Source organism: Priestia sp. SIMBA_032, from assembly GCF_046535215.1.
In the GTDB taxonomy this organism is placed as follows: domain Bacteria; phylum Bacillota; class Bacilli; order Bacillales; family Bacillaceae_H; genus Priestia; species Priestia aryabhattai.
Genome location: NZ_JAWRXD010000022.1, coordinates 36,493 through 59,114, shown reverse-complemented (window position 1 = coordinate 59,114; position 22,622 = coordinate 36,493). Strand labels below are relative to the sequence as shown.

Sequence of the window (22,622 nt, the reverse complement as noted above, 5' to 3'; positions counted from 1 at the left end):
ATTAGGCACGCCGCCAGCGTTCATCCTGAGCCAGGATCAAACTCTCCGAAGAAATGTTTGACTTGCTCATTTAAAAAATAAAAATTAACGTTGACGTTTGTCGCTTTGTTCAGTTTTCAAAGTTCAACCGCCGCTCTTGAGCGACTTTTTTTATATTAACAAGTTGTCTTTCATTTGTCAACAACTTTTTAATATTTTATTTCTGATGAATTGCGATTGCTTTCCAATCACTCATCAGCGACATTTAATAATTTAACATCTGTACTATATAAAGTCAACACCTTTTGAAAAATTTTTTTCGTTTTATCAAAAAATCTTATTTACTTCCCTGCTTTCACCGAATCTTAGCAAGATTTTTGAAAGGATTTGATACTTCTCTTGAATGTTTCGTTCAAGAACTACATGATTCAAACTTTGTTGAAAAGCAACGTTTGTTCTTTTCATTTCTTCTCTGAGTAGTGCTTCTAACTCTAAACACTCCACCTGATTAAATAAACAAATTTTCATTGATTCACCTGCTTTTTGCGACATTGATTCTCAAATATCAAAATAAAATCAGTTGTTCTTTTCCTTACCTGTTATTAATTGTAGACAAAACGCATACAAATTAGACAAGTACTACTTATTAAATGAGGTGACAAAATGAATATGTTTTATACTATTCGAGCTAAAAGAATCAAACAAACAATGCTTATCGTAGTTGCTGCATTTTTTACAAGCTTTTTTCTCTATGCTCAGCAGACGTTTCACTTTCCCGTGTTTTCAACAGATAACGGTCCAAGAGCTGTTTATAAGGCGGATGATAAAAATCCGGAAGTTGCTCTGACATTTAACATCAGCTGGGGAGATGAAAGAGCTATTCCCATTCTGAATGAACTAAAAAGACAGCATATTGACCATGCTACTTTCTTTTTATCGGCTTCATGGGCTGAACGTCACCCAGATATTGTAGAGCGCATTAAGAAAGAAGGTCACGAAATCGGCACAATGGGCTATGACTATACTTCTTATACAAGCCTAAAACCTAATGAGATTAGACAGGATCTTGCAAAATCAAAGAAAGTCTTTGATTCTCTAGGCCTTAAAGATGTTCACCTTCTCCGTCCTCCTAACGGGCAATTTAATAAAGACATCTTAAAATTAACAGCAGACATAGGATATACTACTGTTCACTGGAGCATTGATTCTAAAGACTGGACAAATCCAGGGGTTGAAAAAATTGTCTCGAATGTTACAAAGCCTTTAGGCGGGGGGGATATTATCTTGCTACACGCGTCTGACTCCGCTCAACAAACAGCAAAGGCTATTCCATATATCAAGGATTCATTACAAAATAAAAAGGTCTCAAACGTAAGTGTTTCAACATTAATTTCAAATTCTAAAACTCAAGTAAAAGATATCCGCTAAGTTCTATACCCACTGTATACGGAAAGCAAAAGCAGACAAATATGCTATTTGTCTGCTTTTGCTATTCTTGCGTGCGTAAGAAGTTTCGGCAAAATAAGAAGTTGATACATATTACAAATTAGAAGTGGAAACAACATAAGGTAAAGCCAGCTTTCTTCGTTCGTTCGCAGCGCTGGGAACCATTCAATTGTCGTTACAACAATCATAAAAAACAGCGCTGGTACAAAAGCCTCTTTATTCGTCTGCTTTTTCTTTGCATACGCCACTAACAACCCCACCGCTAACAAGAAAACGCTTAACAAAATATAATTGCCTATGCCTTCTCCCGGTTGTTGAAAGAACTTATATCGAAAATAAGCAACGTCAAATAATACAAATAAAACAAATACAATTTGAACCGATTTCCAAAGTGATGCAGATTTAAAAATTCCTAACCCAAATCGGTGAACAGTTAAATATGCAAAAAACCCCATTTGGCTAATTAAACTAAAAATAAACCCTACGCCTACGAGCCATGTTAAAACAGCAACAATTTCTCCTATCTTTCCTTGTTGAAATAAGTGACCGTATTCCCCCCAGCGCACCGCAAACCCAACAACAGCTGTACTTATACCCCCAACAGCTAACGTAGTTAGAAATAGACGAACCCAATTTCGACTATTCACTTCCATCTCCCCCATAAGTTACAAAATTGTACCTTTTCATAAATTGTACCAATCACGTTTTGAAAAATCTAGAGCTCTTTTATGAATAAAAAACCTTGATTATCTCATATTAAGCGTAAGCATATTAGGAAAGGAGCTCATTACTATGAAAAAGCGACTCATGCTCCTCATGTATATAGGAATGTGTATGCTTTTAGCTACAGCCTGTGCACCGCAAGATGAAGAGAACAATGGTATGGATTATGATCAAACAAAGAAAATGGTTGTTGATATTTTAAAAACAGATGAAGGGAAAAAAGCAGTCGAGGCAATTATGAAAGACCCTTCTGTTAGACAAGATATTTTAATGGATCAAAACGCGATAAAAGATACAATTTCTCAAACCCTAGTATCAGATAAAGGCGTGGAATTTTGGAAAAAAGCCATGGATGATCCGAAGTTTGCTGAAAGCTTTGCTAAAAGTTTGGAAAAAGAAAATAAGACGGTCATCAAACAACTAATGAAAGATCCTGAATATCAAGGAATGCTTCAAGATGTTTTAAAGGATCCGGCCATGGAAAAAGAAGTACTGACTGTTTTAAAGAGTAAAGAATATCGCACTTATTTACAAAAGATTATGACCGAAACATTTGATAGCCCTCTTTATCAATCTAAAATTCAAGACATTCTTTTGAAAGCCGCTGAAGAAACACAGGGTGGACAAAAACAAAGCAGCGACGACGGTGGCTCTTCTTCCGGTGGATCTGACTCAGGCGGAGAACAGCAACAGCAGTGATTAAATACGCATCTCATGTGAGATGCGTATTTAATTATGTCATTTATTTTTATTAAAAAACCTAAATGACTTCTTTATATTTTTTAATACTTAGTATTTTTATTGGAATTGTAAACTTTAATTCTTAGCTTTATGTTAAAATATTAGAAATTAACACAATCGTTTTATAGCAAAAGGAGGGAATTCGATGGAATTTCGCGTTATTAAAACGTTTCAAACCATTGTTCGTTTAGGAAGCTTTCAATTAGCCGCTGAATATTTAAAGTACTCTCAGCCTACCATTACACTGCACATTCAAAAGTTAGAATCCGAACTAGGATTTAAGCTTTTAGAACGAGGAAAAAGCATTAAACTTACTGAAGCAGGTAAAATTTTTTATGAGCGGGCAAATATTTTACTAAGAGAATATGAATATTTAAATAACACCTTAAAGGATTATTCAACAGGCCAAGCCGGCACTATCCGTATAGGTGCTGCAGAGCCTACAGCAAGCAGTCGACTGCCTTCCATTCTCTCATTATTTAAAAAAAGATATCCCAACACAGAAATTAGCTTACTCGTTGCAGACGAAAAGCACCTTCATCAACATATACGCAATCAAGAAATTGATTTCGCGATTGGCACTGTCTCAGAATCGTTCAGAGATATAGAATTTGAGGCATTGCTAACGGAAAAACTTGTGCTGCTATTACCATTCAATCATGCTCTAACAAAAAGAAAAACAATCTTTGCCAAAGATTTAATAAACGAAACGCTGATTACAGCTGGGCAATCTTCCGTTCAAAAGAAAATTGAGCAGCTAATCTTTGAACGAACAGGGCAGCTGCCTGCTAAAGTCCAGTTAGGCACTATTAGCACACTTCAGCATTTTGTAAAAGAAAACTTAGGAATAGCCGTTGTTCCACAAATAAGCGCAACTCTTCCGCCAGATCAAGTGGTGGTTAAAACGATTCATGACTTGCATGAGGGGCCTGCAATCGGCATTTTAAAGCACCAGTCTCACACCGTGAGTACAGCTGGAAAAACATTTTTAGCTCTCTTAAAACAAAACCTTGCATTTGATTTAAAAAAGGCGCAGATTGAACTCTCTGTATAATAACAAAAAGCACGCGCTCGAACAGCGCGTGCTTTTTGTTATTTTCCTGTTGCTGCTTTTTCATTTTCGCAAATAAATGCAATCTTGCTTGCAATCTCTCCATATATTTTACCTAAACGATGCGATTCATCGTAAATGGAAGGTGCAAAATCTTCTTCATTCCAGTCAGGCTGACTTAACGGAAGCTGTCCTAACAGCTCTGTCTGAAGTTCCTCAGCAAGTTTTGGACCCCCGCCTTTACCAAATACATACTCTTTTTCACCTGTTAGCTGGCTTTCAAAGTAGGCCATATTTTCTACAACTCCAATTACCTCATGATTGGTTTTCAAAGCCATAGCACCCGCTCTAGCTGCAACAAATGCCGCTGTAGGATGTGGTGTTGTAATAATCACTTCTTTACAAGCCGGAAGCATGGAGTGAACGTCTAATGCGACATCACCTGTTCCAGGAGGTAAGTCTAGTAAAAGATAATCTAATTCTCCCCATTCAACTTCTGTAAAAAAGCTCGTCAACATTTTTCCAAGCATAGGTCCTCGCCAGATAACAGGTGAATTATCTTCTACAAAGAAGCCCATGGAAATAACTTTTACTCCGAAACGGTCAACTGGAATAATCTTTTCACCTTCTACTACAGGACGCTGTGTGATTCCCATCATATCTGGGACGCTGAATCCATAAATGTCAGCATCAATTAAACCAACTTTCTTTCCTAAACGAGCTAGAGAAACGGCCAAGTTAACAGAGACTGTTGATTTACCAACGCCTCCTTTACCGCTGGCAATAGCAATAAATTCAGGTGCATTCGGACTAGTTAGTAAGTTGCCAGTATTCGGCTGCTCAGCGCGGTACTGCTGAAGTTCCTCAGGCGTAAACTCAACAAATCGCAGTCCAACCGACTGTACACCTGCTTTTTTTAATTCTTCTACAATTGTGCCTTGAAGGCTCAGCTGTTCACTAGTACCTGTTTTTGCAACAGCAATCTTCAGGCTTATATGCTGTTTTTCAGCTTTGATTGTTATTTCTTTAATCGCATCTGTTTCTGATAGTTTTTTATTTAAAAATGGATCTGTAATTTCCCCTACTACTTCTTTTACTTGCTTTTCCGTTAGCATACTCCCACCACCATGTTAAAATCTATTTATACTATCAAGTATATCATACATATTAGATTTTTCTGAATAGAAGGATGCTATGCTTTTTATTTAGGCTTTTCTCCAGTAAAATACCGGCTGACTCCTTCATAAATGGATTCAGCTAACTTTTTTTGATAGCGTTTCGATTGAAGCATTTTACGTTCTGTAGGATTTGATAAGAATCCTACTTCAACCAAAGCACCGGGTGGCTTAGAATGCTTAAGAAGGTAAAGAGTTTGAATAGCTTTTGCTTCACGGGTCGTATTGTCTAGGTTATTTCTTAGCTCTTGTTGAATGAGTTTGGCCACTTGCTCGTTTTCTTTTAGGGATCCGTAATAGAAAGTTTGAGCCCCTCTCCACGCAGAGGATGGAATAGCATTCAGGTGAATACTTAAGTACAAATCGGCATTGGATTTATTAATCATCGTTAAGCGATTTTTTAAGTCTTCTACTTTTCTCCGACTGTATCCTCTTGTATCTTTGGCCGCTAGGTCTTCGTCTTTTTCTCTCGTCATAATAACAAGTGCCCCTTGCTCTTGCAGATAGTCCCGAAGCATTAACGAAATTTTAAGAGTTATTTCTTTTTCAAGCACTTCATTGTCTCCTACCGCTCCTCCATCAACACCGCCGTGTCCAGGATCTAGTACAATAACTTTCCCGCTAAGAGGAAGTGAAAGCGAACCGGATGATGTTCTATGATCTATCTGATATTGTACAATGACAAAAAGAACGAGAAACGCTATAATTGTGCTCATTATTTTTACTTTAGACATTTTATCCCTTCCCTTCTTGCCTCACCTATTTATTTCTATATGGGACAAGAACGGGAATTATGAGTACTTTTTAATGCAAACGTAACCGACGTCTTTTTTCTGCGGTACGATAACCTTCTTTCCACCAGTCTTGCACATATCCTTGACACAAATAATACAGACCATCTTGATACAGATCTGTTACAGACATGCTGACGGCTCCGTACAATGTATCAATTAAAAGAGACTCTTCTTGCTTACTGTGCTTCTGAAAGTCTTCGTAGCCTTTACCACGTTTACTTACCCGGGCACCTAATAAAAAAGATTCGATGGCAATATCAAGACAGTACTCCTCCACATGTTCGTCTCCTAGCATATTCCACTGAAACATGGGATGAAAATAACGGCGCAGCCTCTCTTGAAGCAAATCAAACGATAGTTCCCTTAGGACTTTGCGTTCATATTTCATTTCTTTTTCATAACGTTTTTCTTTTAAATATGTAACCTCGTTCACGATAACGCCTCCCTTTTTTACATATTGTTTGCACAAGCCTTCGTCTCATACGCAAACAACAAATAAAAAAAGCCTTGGTCCAAAGACCAAGGCTTGAAACGTAATATAAAATTAACGTTTTGAGAATTGTGGTGCACGACGAGCGCCTTTAAGACCGTATTTTTTACGTTCTTTCGCACGAGCGTCACGAGTTAATAGACCAGCACGTTTTAATGTTCCACGGTATTCAGGGTCTGCTTCTAATAAAGCACGAGAGATTCCGTGACGAATAGCGCCAGCTTGACCTGCATAACCTCCACCATTAACGTTTACAAATACGTCATAGTTACCTACAGTTTCAGTTAAAGCAAGTGGTTGTTTTACTACTTCACGTAGTGCAGCAAATGGAATGTATTCTTCGATTTCACGACCGTTGATTGTTACGCGACCGTTACCTGGTACTAAACGTACACGAGCAACAGAGCTTTTACGACGACCAGTTCCGTAATATTGTACCTGTGCCAAGATAATAACCTCCTCTTATTAATTATCCGCGAAGTTCGTAAACTTCTGGTTTTTGTGCTTCATGTGGATGTGTTTCACCAGCATACACATGTAATTTTTTGAACATTTGACGGCCTAGGCTACCTTTTGGAAGCATGCCTTTGATTCCTAATTCAAGCATTTTCTCAGAGTAGTTAGTACGCATTTCTAATGCTGTACGTTGTTTCAAACCACCTGGGTGCATGCTGTGACGGTAATAAATTTTATCAGTTAATTTTTTACCTGTTAGTTCGATTTTTGACGCATTGATAAGGATCACGTGATCACCAGTATCAACATGTGGTGTAAAAGTTGGTTTATGTTTACCGCGTAAGATTGATGCTACTTCACTTGCTAAACGACCTAAAGTTTTACCTTCAGCATCGACAACATACCATTTACGCTCTACTTCGTTTGCTTTCGCCATGAAAGTTGTACGCATGAGTTTCCCTCCTAATTTTCATCATCAATTATAAAATTATTTCAACCTTCTATTTCAACACGATTAATTTCCGGGGCTAACCGTGGGGTTAAAATACATACCATATGATATATTATATCTTTAAGCTACTAATGTCAAGAAAATGTTACACCAGGTTTAGTTGTCATAGAAAACGCGCCATAAATATAGTCCTTGCGAAGGCGCAGTTTTCCCTGCACGAGGACGTGATTTGCTTTCTAGAATATCTTTTATAGCATCTGGTCCAATACGGCCTTGTCCTACTTCTAAAAGCGTGCCAACAAGAATACGAACCATATTATACAGAAAGCCACTTCCAACGAATCTAAACACAAGCTGACTATTCTCTTCATACATATCAATCTTGTAAATCGTACGAATCTTATCTTCCACTTCTGTCCTCGCAGAACAAAAGCTTGTAAAGTCGTGTGTACCGAGTAAATATGTGATGGCTTTTTTCATTTTTGAGTAGTCTAATGGATAAGGGTAATGGTATGCATAAGAACGAGTGAAAGGATTTCGATCTTCGCCGCGCAAAATATGATAGCGATACTCTTTTGAAGTAACGTCATACCGGGCGTGAAAATGTGCATCAACTTCACATACATTCTTCATTACAATATCATCTGGTAGCATTGAATTCAATGCTTTTTTCCACTTATCACATGGAATATTTAGGTTTGTGTCAAAATGAATGACTTGCCCCTGTGCATGAACATTTGTGTCCGTTCGTCCAGAGGCGTAAATCGGAACTTTTTTGTTGTGCATTTTCTCTAAAACGGCTTCAATCTCCAGTTGAACAGTTCGCTTATTGGGCTGAACTTGATAACCCGAAAAGTGTGTACCGTCGTATGCAACTATACATTTTAAACGTTTCATCTTTTCACCAAACAATCTTTACGTTCTAATCATTACTAAAACAACAGCTACTGCCAGCAGAAGTAAAAGCATAATCGTATCTATGCTTCCCCATTTCAATTGACGATACTTTGTACGCCCTTCTCCGCCTTTATAACCTCTTGCCTCCATGGCAATAGCTAGCTCCTCAGCACGCTTAAATGAACCTATAAATAAAGGAACAAGCAAAGGAACGACAGCTTTCAACCGATCCGTAACGGGGCCGCTGCTAAAGTCCACTCCTCGAGCTGTCTGCGCTTTAATAATCTTATCAGTCTCTTCCATCAGTGTAGGAATAAAGCGAAGAGAAATGGACATCATTAAAGCTAATTCATGGACAGGAAGCTTGAGCTTTTTAAATGGATTCAGCAAGCTTTCCATTCCATCTGTTACTTCAATGGGCGTAGTCGTTAGTGTTAGCATCGTCGTAATTAAAATTAAGAACAAGAAGCGCAAGGAAATTAAAATACCTTGAATAAGGCCGCCTTTATAGACAGAAAACCATCCCCATTCAAACAAAAGAGGACCTTCCTTTGTCATAAAAATGTGCAAAAGAAACGTGATGATGATAATAAATAGAACGGGCTTTAACCCTCTTAAAATAAATGAAACGGGCACTTTACTCATGGCCACTATCACAAGGGTATACACACCTAAAAAAGCATAGCCGATAGGGTTATTTGCTAAAAACACAATTAATACATACGCAAATACGAGAAGCAGCTTGGCCCGAGGATCCATTCGATGGACAACAGAATGACCCGGCACATACTTACCAATAATGATTGAGTTCATCATAATCGTTCACCTTGCTGCATAAGGTGCTGCACTTTCTCTACCACTTCAGAAAAGGTAATAACCGTATCCGATGCTTCAAGCTGAAATTTCTCTTGCAGCTTCAGCATAAAGCGAAGCGATTCTGGAACATCCAATCCATACTCTTTTAGCTGCGTATGCTGACCAAACACTTCTCTAGGTGACCCTTTCATTGCAATTGTTCCCTTATTCATCACAATTAGCTCATCAGCGTACATAGCTGCATCTTCCATGCTGTGAGTCACGAGAATCGTCGTCAAGCCTTTTTCTTTATGAAGACGATAAATCATATTCATAATTTCTTGACGGCCTCTAGGATCCAATCCAGCAGTTGGCTCATCTAAAATTAGCACATTAGGATTCATTGCTAGAATACCTGCTATCGCTACACGACGCATTTGTCCACCACTCAAATCAAAAGGAGATCTGGTGAGAAGGTCTTCTGGCAACCCCACTAACTTGATAAGCTCTCTTGCTTTTTGCTTTGCTTCTTCTTCCAAAACGCCATAATTCATTGGTCCAAAAGCTATATCTTTTTCCACCGTTTCTTCAAAAAGCTGATGTTCTGGAAATTGAAACACCACGCCTACTTGCTGACGAATAGCTTTTAAATTCTTTTCTTTTCGATTGGCTTTAATTGTGCGCTCACCGATTTGAATTTCACCAGCAGTTGGCTTCAATAAAGCATTCAGATGTTGTATGATTGTTGATTTCCCAGAACCAGTATGGCCAATAACAGCCAAAAATGTACCTGATTGAATGCTTAAATTTAAGTCATGTAGAGCAATTCGTTCAAATGGTGTATTAACTTGATAACGATGCTCTACTTCTTTGAATATAATGTCCATAGTTCGTCCACCAAGTCCTCATCTGTTAAATGAATTTTTGATAAAGGAATTCCTACGGAAGCAAAACGATGGCTTAGCTTAACGGAAAACGGCAAGTCTAGTCCAATATCCGTTAACTTGGAACCTAATGCAAATACTTCGCGTGGAGTACCTGTTGCATAGATCTTCCCTTTGTTCATCACAACGACTCTGTCAGCCATTGCTACTTCATCTAAATCGTGGGTAATTGAAATAACCGTCAGTTGTTTTTCTTCTTTTAATTTTCTAACAGTTTCAAGTACTTCAGTTCGTCCAATAGGATCTAACATAGATGTTGCTTCATCTAGAATGATGACAGATGGCTGTACGGCAATTATACCCGCAATGGCCACACGCTGTTTTTGTCCACCTGATAGCTGATGAGGCTCTTGATCCAAAAAAGCACCCATATTGACCATTTCGATTGCTTCAGGTATACGTTTTTCCATAATCTCAAATGGAATCCCGTTGTTTTCAAGCCCAAACGCAATATCATCTTGAACGGTTGAGCCAACAAATTGATTATCTGGGTTTTGAAACACCATTCCAATCTGCTTACGCACATCCCATATTGTTTCTTCAGATAAAAGAGTATCGCCCACTCGAACCGTTCCTTTTTCAGGTAGCAAAAGGCCGTTTAGAATTCGTGCCAGCGTCGATTTACCAGATCCATTATGTCCAGCTATCGCTAACCATTCACCTTTATAAGCAGAGAGAGAAAGGTGATCTAATGTTAGGTCTGCTTCAGGATCGTATCGAAAGCATAAATCTTTTACCTCTAAAGACATTTCTTTCAACGCTATCTTCCTCTCAGCTTTTTCTATTGCAGCATTGCCTACATTGGTTTTTTACGCTATTTACCCGGTTTAAGGTATAAAAAAAGGGCAACGACTAGTTACACACTGTCTCGCCCTTTTCTATCTGTATTAAAAATATTAAACTAATTCAATGATAACCATTGGAGCACCGTCACCACGGCGAGGTCCAACTTTTAAGATACGAGTGTAACCGCCTTGGCGATCTTCGTAGCGAGTAGCGATATCGCTGAATAGTTTTTGTAAAGCGCTTTGACCAGCTTCCTCGTTAGCTACTTCATTACGGATGTAAGATGCAGCTTGACGACGAGCGTGTAGATCTCCACGTTTACCTAAAGTAATCATTTTTTCAACAGTTGAACGTAATTCTTTTGCACGAGCTTCAGTTGTCTCAATGCGTTCACTGATGATTAAATCAGTTGTTAAATCACGAAGAAGCGCCTTGCGTTGTGCGCTTGTACGACCTAATTTACGGTAAGACATGTGAGGTCCCCTCCTTTGTTAAGTAGTTAAACAGGTAGATATAATCAGTCGTCCTTACGTAGACCCAAACCTAATTCTTCAAGTTTAGCTTTAACTTCTTCTAAAGATTTACGGCCTAAGTTACGAACTTTCATCATATCTTCTTCTGTTTTATTAGCAAGCTCTTGTACAGTATTGATGCCTGCTCGTTTTAAGCAGTTGTAAGAACGAACAGATAAATCCAGTTCCTCGATCGTCATCTCTAGAACTTTTTCTTTCTGGTCTTCTTCTTTTTCTACCATGATCTCTGCTTTTTGAGCTTCATCTGTTAAGTTAACGAAGATATTTAAGTGTTCCGTTAGAATCTTTGCACCTAAAGCAACAGCTTTTTCTGGCTCGATGCTACCGTCAGTCCAAACATCCAACGTTAACTTATCGTAATTTGTCATTTGACCAACACGAGTATTTTCTACATAATACGATACGCGAGTAACAGGCGTATAGATTGAGTCAATTGGAAGTACACCAATTGGTTGGTCTTCACGCTTGTTAGCATCGGCAGGATTATAACCTCGACCTGTGCGAGCAGTAAGTCTCATACGGAAATGAGCATCTGACTCAAGTGTTGCAATATGAAGATCTGGATTTAGAACTTCGATATCGCTGTCTGCTTGAATGTCAGCAGCCGTTACTGTACCAGGACCTTTAACATCGATCTCAAGTGTTTTCTCTTCATCAGAGTAAATCTTTAACGCTAACTTTTTAACGTTTAAAATGATGTTTGTTACATCTTCAACAACTCCAGGAACTGTTGAAAATTCATGTAATACACCTTCAATTTGAATAGATGTTACAGCTGCACCAGGGAGTGAGGATAATAGGATACGACGTAAGGAGTTACCCAAAGTAGTACCATATCCACGCTCAAGTGGTTCGACGACGAATTTACCGTACTTTCTATCATCGCTGATTTCTACCGTTTCGATTTTTGGCTTTTCAATCTCTATCAATATAAACCCTCCTTCAAAACGTCGAAACCTCGGCTAGACGGCTGATTTCTCAAATGCCTAACCGAAATTCCCTATTAGACAGTTCCCGAATGTGCACAACAAATGGAAAACATTTCGTTGCATGAATAAATTCTACACCATCATCATTATAGACAACGAAATAGAATCTATACATATTAATTATACACGACGACGTTTTGGTGGGCGGCATCCGTTGTGAGGTACAGGAGTAACATCTTTAATAGCTGTTACTTCTAAACCTGCAGCTTGAAGAGCACGGATAGCTGCTTCACGACCAGCACCAGGGCCTTTAACTGTAACTTCAAGAGTTTTCATTCCGTTATCCATAGAAACTTTTGCAGCAGTTTCAGCAGCCATTTGCGCAGCAAATGGAGTAGATTTACGAGAACCTCTGAAGCCAAGTGCGCCTGCACTAGACCAAGCAATCGCATTACCGTGAACATCTGTAATTGTTACAATAGTATTGTTAAACGTTGAGCGAATATGAGCTACACCAGCTTCAATATTCTTTTTCACGCGACGTTTACGTGTATTAGTTTTACGTGCCATCTGTTAATGACCTCCCTTACTAATTATTTCTTCTTGTTCGCTACAGTACGGCGTGGGCCTTTACGTGTACGAGCATTGTTTTTACTGTTTTGACCACGAACTGGTAAACTACGACGGTGGCGGATACCACGGTATGAACCAATCTCAATTAAACGTTTGATGTTTAAAGAAACTTCACGACGAAGATCGCCTTCTACTTTATAGCTATCTAAAATATCACGAATTTTACCTAATTCTTCTTCTGTTAAGTCACGAACGCGAGTATCTTCAGAAACTCCAGCTTCAGCTAGAACTTTTTCAGCAGTTGGACGACCAATACCGAAAATGTATGTTAATGAAATTACTACACGCTTGTCACGAGGAATATCAACACCAGCAATACGTGCCATATGAATAGTGCACCTCCTTATTGATTAACCTTGTTTTTGTTTATGCTTAGGGTTTTCACAAATTACCATTACTTTACCTTTTCTACGGATAACTTTACATTTTTCGCAGATTGGTTTAACTGATGGTCTGACTTTCATGTTTCATACCTCCTTGATAGTACGGAGTGCATAGGTTTTATTTGAAACGGTACGTAATTCTACCGCGAGTTAAATCGTATGGTGACAATTCTACAGTTACTTTATCACCAGGTAAGATTCGAATGAAATGCATGCGAATTTTCCCTGATACGTGAGCAAGTACTGTATGACCATTTTCTAATTCTACCTTGAACATAGCGTTAGGTAAAGTCTCAGCAACTGTACCTTCAACTTCAATTACATCGTCTTTTGCCATTAAAGTGCTCTCCTTTCTTTGAAACAGTAACAAGCTATCATTAAACGACTTAAAAAGAACCTGTTCTGAACATCCGGAGATCGTAATCATTAAATTCAAGATGATTGACGCTAATATACATCTTTACCATTTTAACAGCAATTCAGACGAAAAACGATCATCGTGAATTTAGATAATTACTGTTTACTGTCCAGTGCATCTAGCGAGGAATGGATAGAGATAACATCCTTTAACATTACAATGCTGTCAGAATTTCATATCCCGTCTCAGTAATTGCAATAGTATGTTCGAAGTGCGCACACATTTTACCATCCACTGTCACAACTGTCCAGTTATCAGTTAATGTTTTTACATATCGCATACCAGCATTCACCATTGGCTCAACTGCCAATACCATGCCTGGACGTAGACGCGGTCCTTTATTCGGTGGACCATAATGAGGTACTTGCGGATCTTCATGTAAGTCTTTGCCGACGCCATGGCCAACATATTCTCTTACAATCGAAAAGTTACGTGATTCTGCGTACTGTTGAATAGCATGTGAAATATTCGACAAACGCTCACCCGGCTTCGCTTCTGCTAATCCTTTGTAGAGAGATTGCTCGGTCACATTAAGCAGCTCTTGATTTTCTAATGAAATCTTTCCTACTCCATATGTCCAAGCTGAGTCACCATGATAGCCACCGAATTTAGCTCCGATGTCTAAACTGATGATATCTCCTTCATTAAGCTTGCGTTCTCCCGGAATACCATGAACTAATTCTTCATTCACAGAAGCACATACACTGCCGCGAAAACCATTATACCCTTTAAAAGACGGAATTGCATCATGTTGACGAATAAAATTTTCAGCAATTGCATCCAATTCTATAGTCGTAATACCTGGAACGATATGTTTTTTCAACTCTTGATGAGTTAAAGCCACGATTCGTCCAGCTTCACGCATGACCTCAATTTCCTCTGGTGTCTTGCAAATGATCATTGCTTAACCCCAGCAAGTAATTGACGAACATCCTCAAACACAATGTTAATATCTTGATTACCATTAATATTGCGTAGATAACCTTTTTCTTGATAGAAATCAAGTAGAGGTTGAGATTGTTTAACATTAACTGAAAGTCTAGTTGAAACCGTCTCAGCATTGTCATCTGCACGTTGATAAAGCTCTCCGCCACATTTGTCACAAACTCCTTCTTTCGCAGGAGGATTGAATACTAAGTGGTAAGTAGCTCCGCAATCTTTACAAATGCGGCGTCCAGTAAGACGCTCCATTAAAATGCTTTGATCTACATCAATATTAATCACATAATCAATTTGCTTGTTTAGTTCTTTTGTAATTGTTTCAAGAGCTTCTGCTTGGGCTACTGTTCTTGGGAAGCCATCAAGTAAAAAGCCGTTTTCACAATCTTGTTTGTTTAAACGCTCGCGCACAATTCCAATTGTTACTTCATCAGGAACAAGGTTACCTTGGTCCATAAATGATTTAGCTTTTAAACCTAGTTGCGTTCCTTCTTTAATTGCAGCTCGGAACATATCTCCTGTTGAGATATGAGGGATATCGTAATGCTCAACGATTTTTTCTGCTTGAGTACCTTTCCCAGCACCAGGAAGGCCCATTAACACTAAATTCATTTCTTGCTTCCCCCTCAGTATCTTATCCGTTTAATGGGAAAGCAACCTGCCCCCCACTAAACAGCTTTACTTAATAAATCCCTTATAATGGCGTTTCACTAATTGACTCTCAAGCTGTTTCATTGTCTCAAGAGCTACACCGACAACAATTAACAAACTAGTACCGCCGATCTGAGCAGATGATGGTAGGTTTGCAATTTTGATGAACAGAACCGGCAACACAGCAATTAACGCAAGGAATATCGAACCGATTAATGTCAGACGATATAACACTTTCGTTAAATAAGCTTGTGTGCTTTTACCAGGACGAATGCCTGGGATGTAGCCACCTTGCTTTTTCAAGTTCTCTGCTACTTGTTCAGGGTTAACTTGAACAAATGTATAGAAGTAACAAAAAGCAATGATTAACGCTACATACACTATCATACCAATTGGCTTAGTATAGTCAAATGTATTCTGAATCCACGTTGTTACATCATTTGGACCGAAAAATGATGCAATTGTTGGTGGTGTGATAATAAATGAAACTGCAAAGATAACAGGAATAACCCCAGCAGCATTTACTTTTAACGGTAAATGAGTGGATTGACCTCCAACAGGATTACGACCAGCTGAACCCTTTGCATATTGAATAGGAATTTTTCGTAGCGCTTGTTGGAAGTAAATAACCCCAACAATAATAGCTAAAACTGCAATCGCAATTAAAACTACCGTTACGATACGAATGAATAATTGATCCCCAACGTCTTCAAATTGCTGTGCATAAATTTGATTTAATGTTGTCGGAATACCAGCCGCAATCCCAGCAAAGATAATGATAGAAATACCATTACCTACGCCTTTTGCAGTAATCTGTTCTCCTAACCACATTAAGAAGGCAGTACCTGCCGTTAACACTGTAGCAATTAGAAGATACGTAGAAATTCCTGGATTAGCGATCAATTGTCCGCCCGAAATATTGTTGAATCCTATAGACATACCTAAAGCCTGGATAAATCCAAGCACAATTGTTCCATAACGAGTTACTTGAGCTAATTTACGGCGCCCAACATCTCCCTGCTTTGACCATTCTGTAAACTTAGGTACAACATCCATCTGCAATAATTGGACGATGATGGATGCTGTAATATAAGGCATAATGCCCATAGCAAGAATGGAGAAGTTTTTTAACGCGCCGCCGCCAAATGTATTCAGAACTCCGAATACATTTAACCCATCTTGCAATTTTAGTACATCCGTATTAACACTTGGTACAGGAATAAATGTACCAATTCGGAAGACAATTAACATTAACAAAGTGAAAAAGATTTTTTGTCTTATTTCACGCACGCGCATTAAATTGGAGATTGTTTGAAACATTAGATCACCTCAACTGTACCGCCAGCAGCTTCGATAGCTTCTTTAGCAGTTGAAGAGAATTTAGCAGCTTTAACAGTTAGCTTAGAGTTTAATGTACCGTTTCCTAGTACTTTAACGCCAGCTTTTGCTTTGCTTACTAAACCAGTTTCGATTAATAATTCTGGTGTTACTTCAGTTCCATCTTCAAAACGGTTAAGAGCTTCTAAATTAACGATCGCGTATTCTTTGCGATTGATATTAGTGAACCCACGTTTTGGAAGACGACGGAATAAAGGAGTTTGACCACCTTCGAAGCCAGGTCTTACGCCACCGCCAGAGCGAGCGTTTTGCCCTTTGTGACCTTTACCTGAAGTCTTTCCGTTACCTGAACCAGTACCACGACCTACACGGTTACGTACTTTACGTGAACCTTCAGCTGGTTTCAATTCATGAAGTTTCATTCCGGAGCACCTCCTTAGAGTGACAATTTATACTTATTGCTCTTTTACTGTAACAAGGTGAGCTACTTTGTTAATCATTCCGCGAATTGCAGGATTATCGTCTTGAACGACAGTTTGATTTAACTTACGTAGGCCAAGTGTACGAACAGTTACACGTTGATCTTCTGGACGACCAATTACGCTACGAGTAAGGGTAATTGCTAGTTTGTTTGCCATTCTATATCCCTCCCTTATCCTAACAGTTCTTCTACAGTCTTGCCACGTAGTTTTGCAACATCTTCAGCACGTTTTAGGTTAGCTAAACCGTTAAGAGTTGCACGTACCATGTTGATTGGAGTGTTTGAACCTAAAGATTTAGATAGAATATCACTTACTCCACCCAATTCTAGTACCGCACGAACTGGGCCACCAGCGATAACTCCTGTACCTTCAGAAGCAGGTTTTAAGAAAATTTGACCTGCACCAAATTGTCCAAGGATTTCGTGTGGAATAGTTGTACCAACCATAGGTACAGTAATTAAGTTTTTCTTCGCATCTTCAATTGCTTTACGGATTGCATCTGGTACCTCTTGTGCTTTACCAGTACCAAATCCAACGTGACCGTTTTTGTCACCAACTACAACTAATGCAGCGAAGCGGAAACGACGTCCACCTTTCACAACTTTAGCTACGCGGTTAACGGTAACAACACGTTCTTCAAGCTCTAATTTATTTGGATCAATACGACGCATGATTTTCCCTCCTTTTACAATTAGAATTGTAATCCAGCTTCACGAGCAGCGTCAGCTAATGCTTTAACACGGCCATGATATAAATAACCGCCACGGTCGAATACTACTTCGTTTACACCTTTTTCTACTGCGCGTTTAGCGACTAATTCGCCAACTTTGATAGCAGCTTCAGTGTTACCAGTGCTTTCTAAAGTCAGGTCTTTATCTAACGTTGAAGCACTTGCGATTGTTACTGAATTTAAATCGTCGATAACTTGTGCGTAAATATGTTGATTAGAACGGAACACGTTTAAACGCGGACGAGTTGCAGTTCCAGATAACTTCGCACGAACACGAGCATGTCTTTTTTTACGAACTTTGTTTTTATCAAGCTTCGTGATCATTTCGGGCACTCCTTTCTTTTACCTAACCGGCATTACTTCTTAGCAGTTTTACCTTCTTTACGACGTACATATTCGCCTTCGTAACGAATACCTTTACCTTTGTAAGGCTCTGGTGGACGAACGTCACGAATATTTGCAGCTAATGCACCTACGCGTTCTTTATCAATACCTTTAATAACGATCTTAGTTTGAGAAGGAACTTCGATTTCGATTCCTGTTTCAGGAGTAATCTCAACTGGGTGAGAGTATCCAACGCTCAATACTAATTTGCTACCAGATTTTTGTGCACGGTAACCTACACCGACTAATTCTAAACCACGTTCGAATCCTTTAGTAACACCTTCAACCATGTTACCTAAAAGGCTACGAGTAGTTCCGTGAAGAGCGCGGTGCTCTTTATTGTCGCTAGGACGATTAACAACTAGTACGTTGTCTTCAACTTTAATTTCGATTTCAGGGTGGAATGTACGAGTTAATTCACCCTTTGGTCCTTTTACAGTTACAGTGTTGCTCTCGTTCGTAACTGTAACACCTGCTGGAAGTTCTAAAGGCTTTTTACCAACACGTGACATAGTTACACCTCCATTCACATTTAAAACTTATTACCAAACGTACGCTAATACTTCTCCACCAGTTTGCTTTTGACGAGCTTCTTTGTCAGTTAAAACACCTTGAGAAGTAGAAACGATTGCGATACCTAAACCGTTAAGTACACGTGGTACTTCGTTAGTTTTTGCATAAACACGTAGACCAGGTTTACTGATACGTTTTAAGCCTGTAATTACACGTTCGTTATTTGAACCGTATTTTAAGAAGATACGGATAATACCTTGTTTGTTGTCTTCGATGTATTCTACATCACGTACGAAACCCTCACGCTTAAGGATTTCTGCAATTTGCTTCTTAATGTTAGAAGCAGGAACTTCAATTTTCTCATGACGAACCATGTTCGCATTGCGGATACGAGTTAGTAAATCTGCAATAGGATCAGTCATTACCATATTAATTTACCTCCTTCCCAAACTTGGGTTTTACCAACTAGCTTTTTTAACACCAGGAATTTGACCTTTATAAGCAAGCTCACGGAAACAAATACGGCAAAGCTTGAATTTACGTAGTACTGAGTGTGGACGTCCACAACGTTCGCAACGTGTATACTCTTGTACTTGGAATTTTTGCTGGCGTTTTTGCTTCGCAATCATTGATTTTTTAGCCACATTTTCGCCTCCTCTGCTTAACGTTGGCAGTTATTACTTCTGGAATGGCATACCGAACTGAGTTAAAAGCTCACGAGCTTCTTCATCAGTGTTTGCTGTTGTAACAATAACGATATCCATACCACGAACTTTAGTTACTTTATCATAATCGATCTCTGGGAAGATCAATTGTTCTTTAACACCTAACGTGTAGTTTCCACGACCATCAAATGCTTTTTTAGATACACCACGGAAATCACGCACACGTGGAAGTGATACTGATACTAGTTTATCGAAGAATTCGTACATACGCTCGCCGCGTAAAGTAACTTTCGCACCGATTGGCATACCTTCACGAAGACGGAAACCAGCGATAGATTTTTTCGCACGAGTTACAACAGGTTTTTGACCAGTGATTTCAGCTAGTTCTTCAACAGCGTTATCTAAAGCTTTTGAGTTAGAAACAGCATCACCGATACCCATGTTGATTACGATCTTGTCGATTTTTGGCACTTGCATTACAGATTCATAATTAAACTTGCTAACTAGAGCAGGAGTAATCTCTTTTGTAAATTTCTCTTTAAGACGGTTCATGTGAACTAAACCTCCCTTCACATTTCATTAATTATTTATCTAAAGTTTCACCAGATTTTTTTGCTACACGTACCTTTTTGCCATCGATAACTTGGTACCCAACACGAGTTGGCTCACCAGATTTAGGATCCAACGGCATTACGTTTGATACGTGGATAGGTGCCTCTTGGCTAACGATTCCACCTTGTGGATTTACTTGAGAAGGTTTAGAGTGTTTTTTAACAACGTTCACGCCTTCAACAAGTACACGGTCTTTCTTTGGGAAAGCTGCAAGTACTTCACCTTGCTTACCTTTGTCTTTACCAGAGATAACCACTACTTTGTCGCCCTTTTTAACATGCATCCTATTCGCACCTCCTTAAAAGGCATTTTGTATTTGTTCTATATATCAATTAGATAACTTCTGGAGCTAATGATACGATCTTCATGAAGTTGTTATCACGTAATTCACGAGCAACTGGTCCGAAGATACGAGTACCACGTGGTCCTTTGTCGTCACGGATGATTACGCAAGCATTTTCGTCGAAACGGATGTAAGAACCGTCAGTACGGCGAACACCACTTTTTGTACGTACAACAACAGCTTTAACAACGTCACCTTTTTTAACAACGCCTCCTGGTGTTGCTTGTTTCACCGTACAAACGATAACATCACCAATGTTTGCTGTCTTGCGACCTGAACCACCAAGTACTTTAATAGTAAGTACCTCACGTGCACCAGAGTTGTCTGCAACTTTTAAACGAGATTCTTGTTGAATCATGTACGAAACCTCCCTTCGGATGAATCATTCTTATCCGATCTATCTTAACTATTAGATGATAACAGCTTTTTCTACAACTTCTACTAGACGGAAACGTTTAGTAGCTGATAACGGACGAGTTTCCATGATCTTCACGATATCGCCTAGTTGAGCTGTATTGTTTTCATCGTGAGCTTTGAATTTCTTTGAGTATTTTACACGCTTGCCATAAAGCGAATGCTTTTTGTAAGTTTCAACAAGAACAGTAACAGTCTTATCCATTTTGTCAGAAACTACGCGGCCAGTGTAAACTTTACGTTGGTTGCGTTCACTCATTCTGAAAGCCTCCTCTCAGACTTAATTATTTATTAGCAGCAATCTCTCTTTCACGAACTACAGTTTTCATACGAGCGATCGATTTGCGCACTTCGCGAATACGAGTAGTATTCTCTAATTGTCCAGTCGCTAATTGGAAACGAAGGTTAAACAACTCTTCTTTTAAAGCCTTAACTTTTTGTTCAATTTCAGCAGTGGTAAGGTCACGAATTTCATTAGCTTTCATTAGAATCACCACCAATTTCTTCACGTTTTACAAACTTACATTTTACAGGTAGCTTGTGTGCAGCTAAACGTAAAGCCTCACGTGCAACCTCTTCAGATACACCTGAAATTTCAAACATTACTTTTCCAGGTTTAACAACTGCTACCCAACCTTCAGGAGCACCTTTACCAGAACCCATTCGGACTTCTAGAGGCTTAGCAGTATAAGGTTTAGAAGGGAAAATTTTAATCCATACTTTACCGCCACGTTTCATGTAACGAGTCATTGCGATACGAGCAGCTTCAATTTGACGGTTTGTAATCCAAGAAGCTTCAGTAGCTTGTAAACCGAATTCACCGAAATGTACTTCCGTACCACCTTTAGCGCGTCCACGCATTTTTCCGCGATGTTCGCGACGATATTTAACGCGTTTTGGTAATAACATAATTATTTTCCTCCTTCCTCAGTTTTCTTTTTAGTAGGAAGAACCTCTCCACGATAGATCCATACTTTCACACCAAGTTTACCATAAGTAGTATCTGCTTCAGCGTGAGCATAGTCAATATCAGCGCGAAGTGTATGAAGTGGAACTGTACCTTCACTGTAATATTCAGAACGAGCAATATCAGCTCCGCCTAAACGACCAGATACCATTGTTTTGATACCTTGTGCGCCAGCACGCATACTACGTTGGATAGCTTGCTTTTGAGCACGACGGAATGATACACGGTTCTCAAGTTGGCGAGCGATGTTTTCAGCTACTAGTTTAGCATCTAAATCAGCTCGTTTAATTTCAAGGATGTTAATGTGTACACGCTTGCCTGTTAATTGGTTAAGAGCTTTACGAAGTGATTCTACTTCAGTACCACCTTTACCAATTACCATACCAGGTTTTGCAGTGTGGATCGTTACGTTTAAGCGGTTAGCAGCGCGTTCGATTTCAACTTTAGAAACAGCTGCATCGTTTAAACGTTTAGCGATATATTCACGTACTTTTAAGTCTTCATGTAATAAGTCAGCGTAGTCTTTGCCAGCGAACCATCTTGATTCCCAATCACGGATGACACCGACGCGAAGACCGACCGGATTTACCTTTTGACCCATGAATTATCCCTCCTTCTTTTCTGATACCACGATTGTGATGTGGCTTGTGCGCTTGTTGATTTGGCTTGCACGTCCCATAGCGCGTGGACGGAAACGTTTTAAAGTTGGACCTTCGTTAACAAAAGCGTCAGTAATAACTAAATTGTTAGCGTCCATTTCATAATTGTGTTCTGCATTGGCAATAGCAGATTTTAATACTTTCTCAACGACTGGAGAAGCAGCCTTTGGCGTGTGAAGTAGCACTGCTAGCGCTTCACCCACTTGCTTACCTCGAATTAAATCTACAACTAAACGAACTTTACGAGGAGCAATACGTACTGTTCTCGCGACAGCTTTAGCTTGCATTTAAAAGCCTCCTC

The 22,622-nt window shown here is 39.2% G+C and carries 38 protein-coding genes; 3 read left to right on the top strand and 35 right to left on the bottom strand.

Translation table 11 applies throughout. From position 1 onward, the window contains the following. Positions 1-306 precede the first annotated feature (306 nt). A complete protein-coding gene (locus SB717_RS29010; RefSeq protein ID WP_074684371.1) occupies positions 307-507 on the bottom strand; it encodes a hypothetical protein in 201 nt (66 codons plus the stop codon). Between the two features lie 135 nt (positions 508-642). Here SB717_RS29010 and pdaB point away from each other — a divergent pair, with 135 nt between their 5' ends. Next, a complete protein-coding gene (pdaB, locus tag SB717_RS29005; RefSeq protein ID WP_074684372.1) occupies positions 643-1,407 on the top strand; it encodes a polysaccharide deacetylase family sporulation protein PdaB in 765 nt (254 codons plus the stop codon). A 44-nt stretch (positions 1,408-1,451) separates the two neighbouring features. Here the strand turns inward: pdaB and SB717_RS29000 are convergent, their stop codons facing one another. Further along, complete coding sequence (locus SB717_RS29000; RefSeq protein WP_074684373.1) at positions 1,452-2,072, bottom strand: KinB-signaling pathway activation protein; 621 nt, start codon at positions 2,070-2,072, stop codon at positions 1,452-1,454. A 145-nt stretch (positions 2,073-2,217) separates the two neighbouring features. Here SB717_RS29000 and gerD point away from each other — a divergent pair, with 145 nt between their 5' ends. Together gerD and SB717_RS28990 are read left to right on the top strand one after the other, a co-directional pair. Next, on the top strand, positions 2,218-2,847 hold the full coding sequence (gene gerD, locus SB717_RS28995; RefSeq protein WP_098621329.1) for a spore germination lipoprotein GerD: 630 nt from the start codon (positions 2,218-2,220) through the stop codon (positions 2,845-2,847). Positions 2,848-3,034: 187 nt separating this feature from the next. Further along, complete coding sequence (locus SB717_RS28990) at positions 3,035-3,943, top strand: LysR family transcriptional regulator (RefSeq protein ID WP_410906055.1); 909 nt, start codon at positions 3,035-3,037, stop codon at positions 3,941-3,943. Between the two features lie 38 nt (positions 3,944-3,981). On the opposite strand, the gene SB717_RS28985 is transcribed toward SB717_RS28990, so the two are convergent. From SB717_RS28985 to rplV, 33 genes are all read right to left on the bottom strand, one after another. Continuing rightward, the gene (locus tag SB717_RS28985) at positions 3,982-5,055 is read right to left on the bottom strand and encodes an Mrp/NBP35 family ATP-binding protein (RefSeq protein ID WP_074684376.1); all 1,074 of its coding nucleotides are present in this window, start codon (positions 5,053-5,055) and stop codon (positions 3,982-3,984) included. 86 nt (positions 5,056-5,141) lie between these two features. Next, the gene (cwlD, locus tag SB717_RS28980) at positions 5,142-5,849 is read right to left on the bottom strand and encodes an N-acetylmuramoyl-L-alanine amidase CwlD (RefSeq protein WP_410906053.1); all 708 of its coding nucleotides are present in this window, start codon (positions 5,847-5,849) and stop codon (positions 5,142-5,144) included. A gap of 70 nt (positions 5,850-5,919) precedes the next feature. Further along, the gene (locus SB717_RS28975) at positions 5,920-6,342 is read right to left on the bottom strand and encodes a DUF2521 family protein (protein ID WP_013054960.1); all 423 of its coding nucleotides are present in this window, start codon (positions 6,340-6,342) and stop codon (positions 5,920-5,922) included. Positions 6,343-6,453: 111 nt separating this feature from the next. Next, entirely contained in the window at positions 6,454-6,846 is a 393-nt protein-coding gene (rpsI, locus tag SB717_RS28970; protein WP_013054959.1) for a 30S ribosomal protein S9, read from the bottom strand. 22 nt (positions 6,847-6,868) lie between these two features. Further along, positions 6,869-7,306, bottom strand: a complete 438-nt coding sequence (rplM, locus tag SB717_RS28965; protein WP_013054958.1) for a 50S ribosomal protein L13 — start codon at positions 7,304-7,306, stop codon at positions 6,869-6,871. A gap of 156 nt (positions 7,307-7,462) precedes the next feature. Next, positions 7,463-8,203 carry a tRNA pseudouridine(38-40) synthase TruA gene (truA, locus tag SB717_RS28960; protein ID WP_410906051.1) on the bottom strand — a complete coding sequence of 247 codons (741 nt, stop codon included), beginning with the start codon at positions 8,201-8,203 and terminating at the stop codon, positions 7,463-7,465. An 18-nt stretch (positions 8,204-8,221) separates the two neighbouring features. Further along, positions 8,222-9,019, bottom strand: coding sequence for an energy-coupling factor transporter transmembrane component T family protein (locus tag SB717_RS28955; RefSeq protein WP_098621326.1), 798 nt, complete (start codon positions 9,017-9,019; stop codon positions 8,222-8,224). Then, positions 9,016-9,885 carry an energy-coupling factor ABC transporter ATP-binding protein gene (locus SB717_RS28950; RefSeq protein ID WP_074684379.1) on the bottom strand — a complete coding sequence of 290 codons (870 nt, stop codon included), beginning with the start codon at positions 9,883-9,885 and terminating at the stop codon, positions 9,016-9,018. Before SB717_RS28950 ends, SB717_RS28955 begins: the two co-directional genes overlap by 4 nt. Further along, positions 9,861-10,700, bottom strand: a complete 840-nt coding sequence (locus SB717_RS28945) for an energy-coupling factor ABC transporter ATP-binding protein (RefSeq protein WP_074684380.1) — start codon at positions 10,698-10,700, stop codon at positions 9,861-9,863. Before SB717_RS28945 ends, SB717_RS28950 begins: the two co-directional genes overlap by 25 nt. A gap of 138 nt (positions 10,701-10,838) precedes the next feature. Then, positions 10,839-11,201 carry a 50S ribosomal protein L17 gene (gene rplQ / locus SB717_RS28940; protein WP_013054953.1) on the bottom strand — a complete coding sequence of 121 codons (363 nt, stop codon included), beginning with the start codon at positions 11,199-11,201 and terminating at the stop codon, positions 10,839-10,841. A 44-nt stretch (positions 11,202-11,245) separates the two neighbouring features. Continuing rightward, complete coding sequence (locus SB717_RS28935) at positions 11,246-12,190, bottom strand: DNA-directed RNA polymerase subunit alpha (RefSeq protein WP_013054952.1); 945 nt, start codon at positions 12,188-12,190, stop codon at positions 11,246-11,248. A gap of 180 nt (positions 12,191-12,370) precedes the next feature. After that, positions 12,371-12,760, bottom strand: coding sequence for a 30S ribosomal protein S11 (rpsK, locus tag SB717_RS28930; protein ID WP_013054951.1), 390 nt, complete (start codon positions 12,758-12,760; stop codon positions 12,371-12,373). A 23-nt stretch (positions 12,761-12,783) separates the two neighbouring features. Beyond that, positions 12,784-13,149, bottom strand: coding sequence for a 30S ribosomal protein S13 (gene rpsM, locus SB717_RS28925; RefSeq protein WP_013054950.1), 366 nt, complete (start codon positions 13,147-13,149; stop codon positions 12,784-12,786). Between the two features lie 24 nt (positions 13,150-13,173). Then, positions 13,174-13,287: a 50S ribosomal protein L36 gene (gene rpmJ, locus SB717_RS28920; RefSeq protein ID WP_003156543.1), complete on the bottom strand. Its 114-nt coding sequence runs from the start codon at positions 13,285-13,287 to the stop codon at positions 13,174-13,176. Positions 13,288-13,324: 37 nt separating this feature from the next. Beyond that, positions 13,325-13,543 (bottom strand): translation initiation factor IF-1, encoded by a 219-nt coding sequence (infA, locus tag SB717_RS28915; RefSeq protein ID WP_010285101.1) that lies wholly within the window; start codon positions 13,541-13,543, stop codon positions 13,325-13,327. Between the two features lie 235 nt (positions 13,544-13,778). Further along, positions 13,779-14,525 carry a type I methionyl aminopeptidase gene (map, locus tag SB717_RS28910; protein ID WP_074683737.1) on the bottom strand — a complete coding sequence of 249 codons (747 nt, stop codon included), beginning with the start codon at positions 14,523-14,525 and terminating at the stop codon, positions 13,779-13,781. Next, positions 14,522-15,175 (bottom strand): adenylate kinase, encoded by a 654-nt coding sequence (locus SB717_RS28905; RefSeq protein WP_013054948.1) that lies wholly within the window; start codon positions 15,173-15,175, stop codon positions 14,522-14,524. The genes map and SB717_RS28905 overlap by 4 nt, the downstream gene beginning before the upstream one ends. A 66-nt stretch (positions 15,176-15,241) precedes the next feature. Next, positions 15,242-16,534 carry a preprotein translocase subunit SecY gene (gene secY, locus SB717_RS28900; protein WP_013054947.1) on the bottom strand — a complete coding sequence of 431 codons (1,293 nt, stop codon included), beginning with the start codon at positions 16,532-16,534 and terminating at the stop codon, positions 15,242-15,244. Next, positions 16,534-16,974 carry a 50S ribosomal protein L15 gene (gene rplO / locus SB717_RS28895; RefSeq protein ID WP_013054946.1) on the bottom strand — a complete coding sequence of 147 codons (441 nt, stop codon included), beginning with the start codon at positions 16,972-16,974 and terminating at the stop codon, positions 16,534-16,536. Before rplO ends, secY begins: the two co-directional genes overlap by 1 nt. A 33-nt stretch (positions 16,975-17,007) precedes the next feature. Then, the gene (gene rpmD / locus SB717_RS28890; protein WP_013054945.1) at positions 17,008-17,190 is read right to left on the bottom strand and encodes a 50S ribosomal protein L30; all 183 of its coding nucleotides are present in this window, start codon (positions 17,188-17,190) and stop codon (positions 17,008-17,010) included. Positions 17,191-17,204: 14 nt separating this feature from the next. Continuing rightward, positions 17,205-17,705, bottom strand: a complete 501-nt coding sequence (gene rpsE / locus SB717_RS28885) for a 30S ribosomal protein S5 (protein WP_013054944.1) — start codon at positions 17,703-17,705, stop codon at positions 17,205-17,207. A 20-nt stretch (positions 17,706-17,725) separates the two neighbouring features. After that, positions 17,726-18,088 (bottom strand): 50S ribosomal protein L18, encoded by a 363-nt coding sequence (gene rplR, locus SB717_RS28880; protein WP_013054943.1) that lies wholly within the window; start codon positions 18,086-18,088, stop codon positions 17,726-17,728. A gap of 32 nt (positions 18,089-18,120) precedes the next feature. Then, positions 18,121-18,660, bottom strand: coding sequence for a 50S ribosomal protein L6 (rplF, locus tag SB717_RS28875; RefSeq protein WP_013054942.1), 540 nt, complete (start codon positions 18,658-18,660; stop codon positions 18,121-18,123). A gap of 30 nt (positions 18,661-18,690) precedes the next feature. Then, positions 18,691-19,089 (bottom strand): 30S ribosomal protein S8, encoded by a 399-nt coding sequence (rpsH, locus tag SB717_RS28870; protein WP_013054941.1) that lies wholly within the window; start codon positions 19,087-19,089, stop codon positions 18,691-18,693. A gap of 30 nt (positions 19,090-19,119) precedes the next feature. Next, a complete protein-coding gene (locus tag SB717_RS28865) occupies positions 19,120-19,305 on the bottom strand; it encodes a type Z 30S ribosomal protein S14 (RefSeq protein ID WP_013054940.1) in 186 nt (61 codons plus the stop codon). A 33-nt stretch (positions 19,306-19,338) separates the two neighbouring features. Continuing rightward, positions 19,339-19,878, bottom strand: coding sequence for a 50S ribosomal protein L5 (rplE, locus tag SB717_RS28860; protein ID WP_013054939.1), 540 nt, complete (start codon positions 19,876-19,878; stop codon positions 19,339-19,341). 31 nt (positions 19,879-19,909) lie between these two features. Then, positions 19,910-20,221: a 50S ribosomal protein L24 gene (gene rplX / locus SB717_RS28855; RefSeq protein ID WP_013054938.1), complete on the bottom strand. Its 312-nt coding sequence runs from the start codon at positions 20,219-20,221 to the stop codon at positions 19,910-19,912. A gap of 49 nt (positions 20,222-20,270) precedes the next feature. Next, positions 20,271-20,639, bottom strand: coding sequence for a 50S ribosomal protein L14 (gene rplN, locus SB717_RS28850; protein WP_013054937.1), 369 nt, complete (start codon positions 20,637-20,639; stop codon positions 20,271-20,273). Between the two features lie 51 nt (positions 20,640-20,690). Further along, a complete protein-coding gene (gene rpsQ, locus SB717_RS28845) occupies positions 20,691-20,954 on the bottom strand; it encodes a 30S ribosomal protein S17 (protein ID WP_013054936.1) in 264 nt (87 codons plus the stop codon). 25 nt (positions 20,955-20,979) lie between these two features. After that, complete coding sequence (gene rpmC / locus SB717_RS28840; RefSeq protein ID WP_013054935.1) at positions 20,980-21,180, bottom strand: 50S ribosomal protein L29; 201 nt, start codon at positions 21,178-21,180, stop codon at positions 20,980-20,982. Then, complete coding sequence (gene rplP, locus SB717_RS28835; protein ID WP_013054934.1) at positions 21,170-21,604, bottom strand: 50S ribosomal protein L16; 435 nt, start codon at positions 21,602-21,604, stop codon at positions 21,170-21,172. The genes rpmC and rplP overlap by 11 nt, the downstream gene beginning before the upstream one ends. 2 nt (positions 21,605-21,606) lie before the next feature. Next, complete coding sequence (gene rpsC, locus SB717_RS28830; protein WP_013054933.1) at positions 21,607-22,263, bottom strand: 30S ribosomal protein S3; 657 nt, start codon at positions 22,261-22,263, stop codon at positions 21,607-21,609. Between the two features lie 3 nt (positions 22,264-22,266). Then, the gene (gene rplV / locus SB717_RS28825) at positions 22,267-22,608 is read right to left on the bottom strand and encodes a 50S ribosomal protein L22 (protein ID WP_013054932.1); all 342 of its coding nucleotides are present in this window, start codon (positions 22,606-22,608) and stop codon (positions 22,267-22,269) included. Between the last annotated feature and the right edge of the window lie 14 nt (positions 22,609-22,622).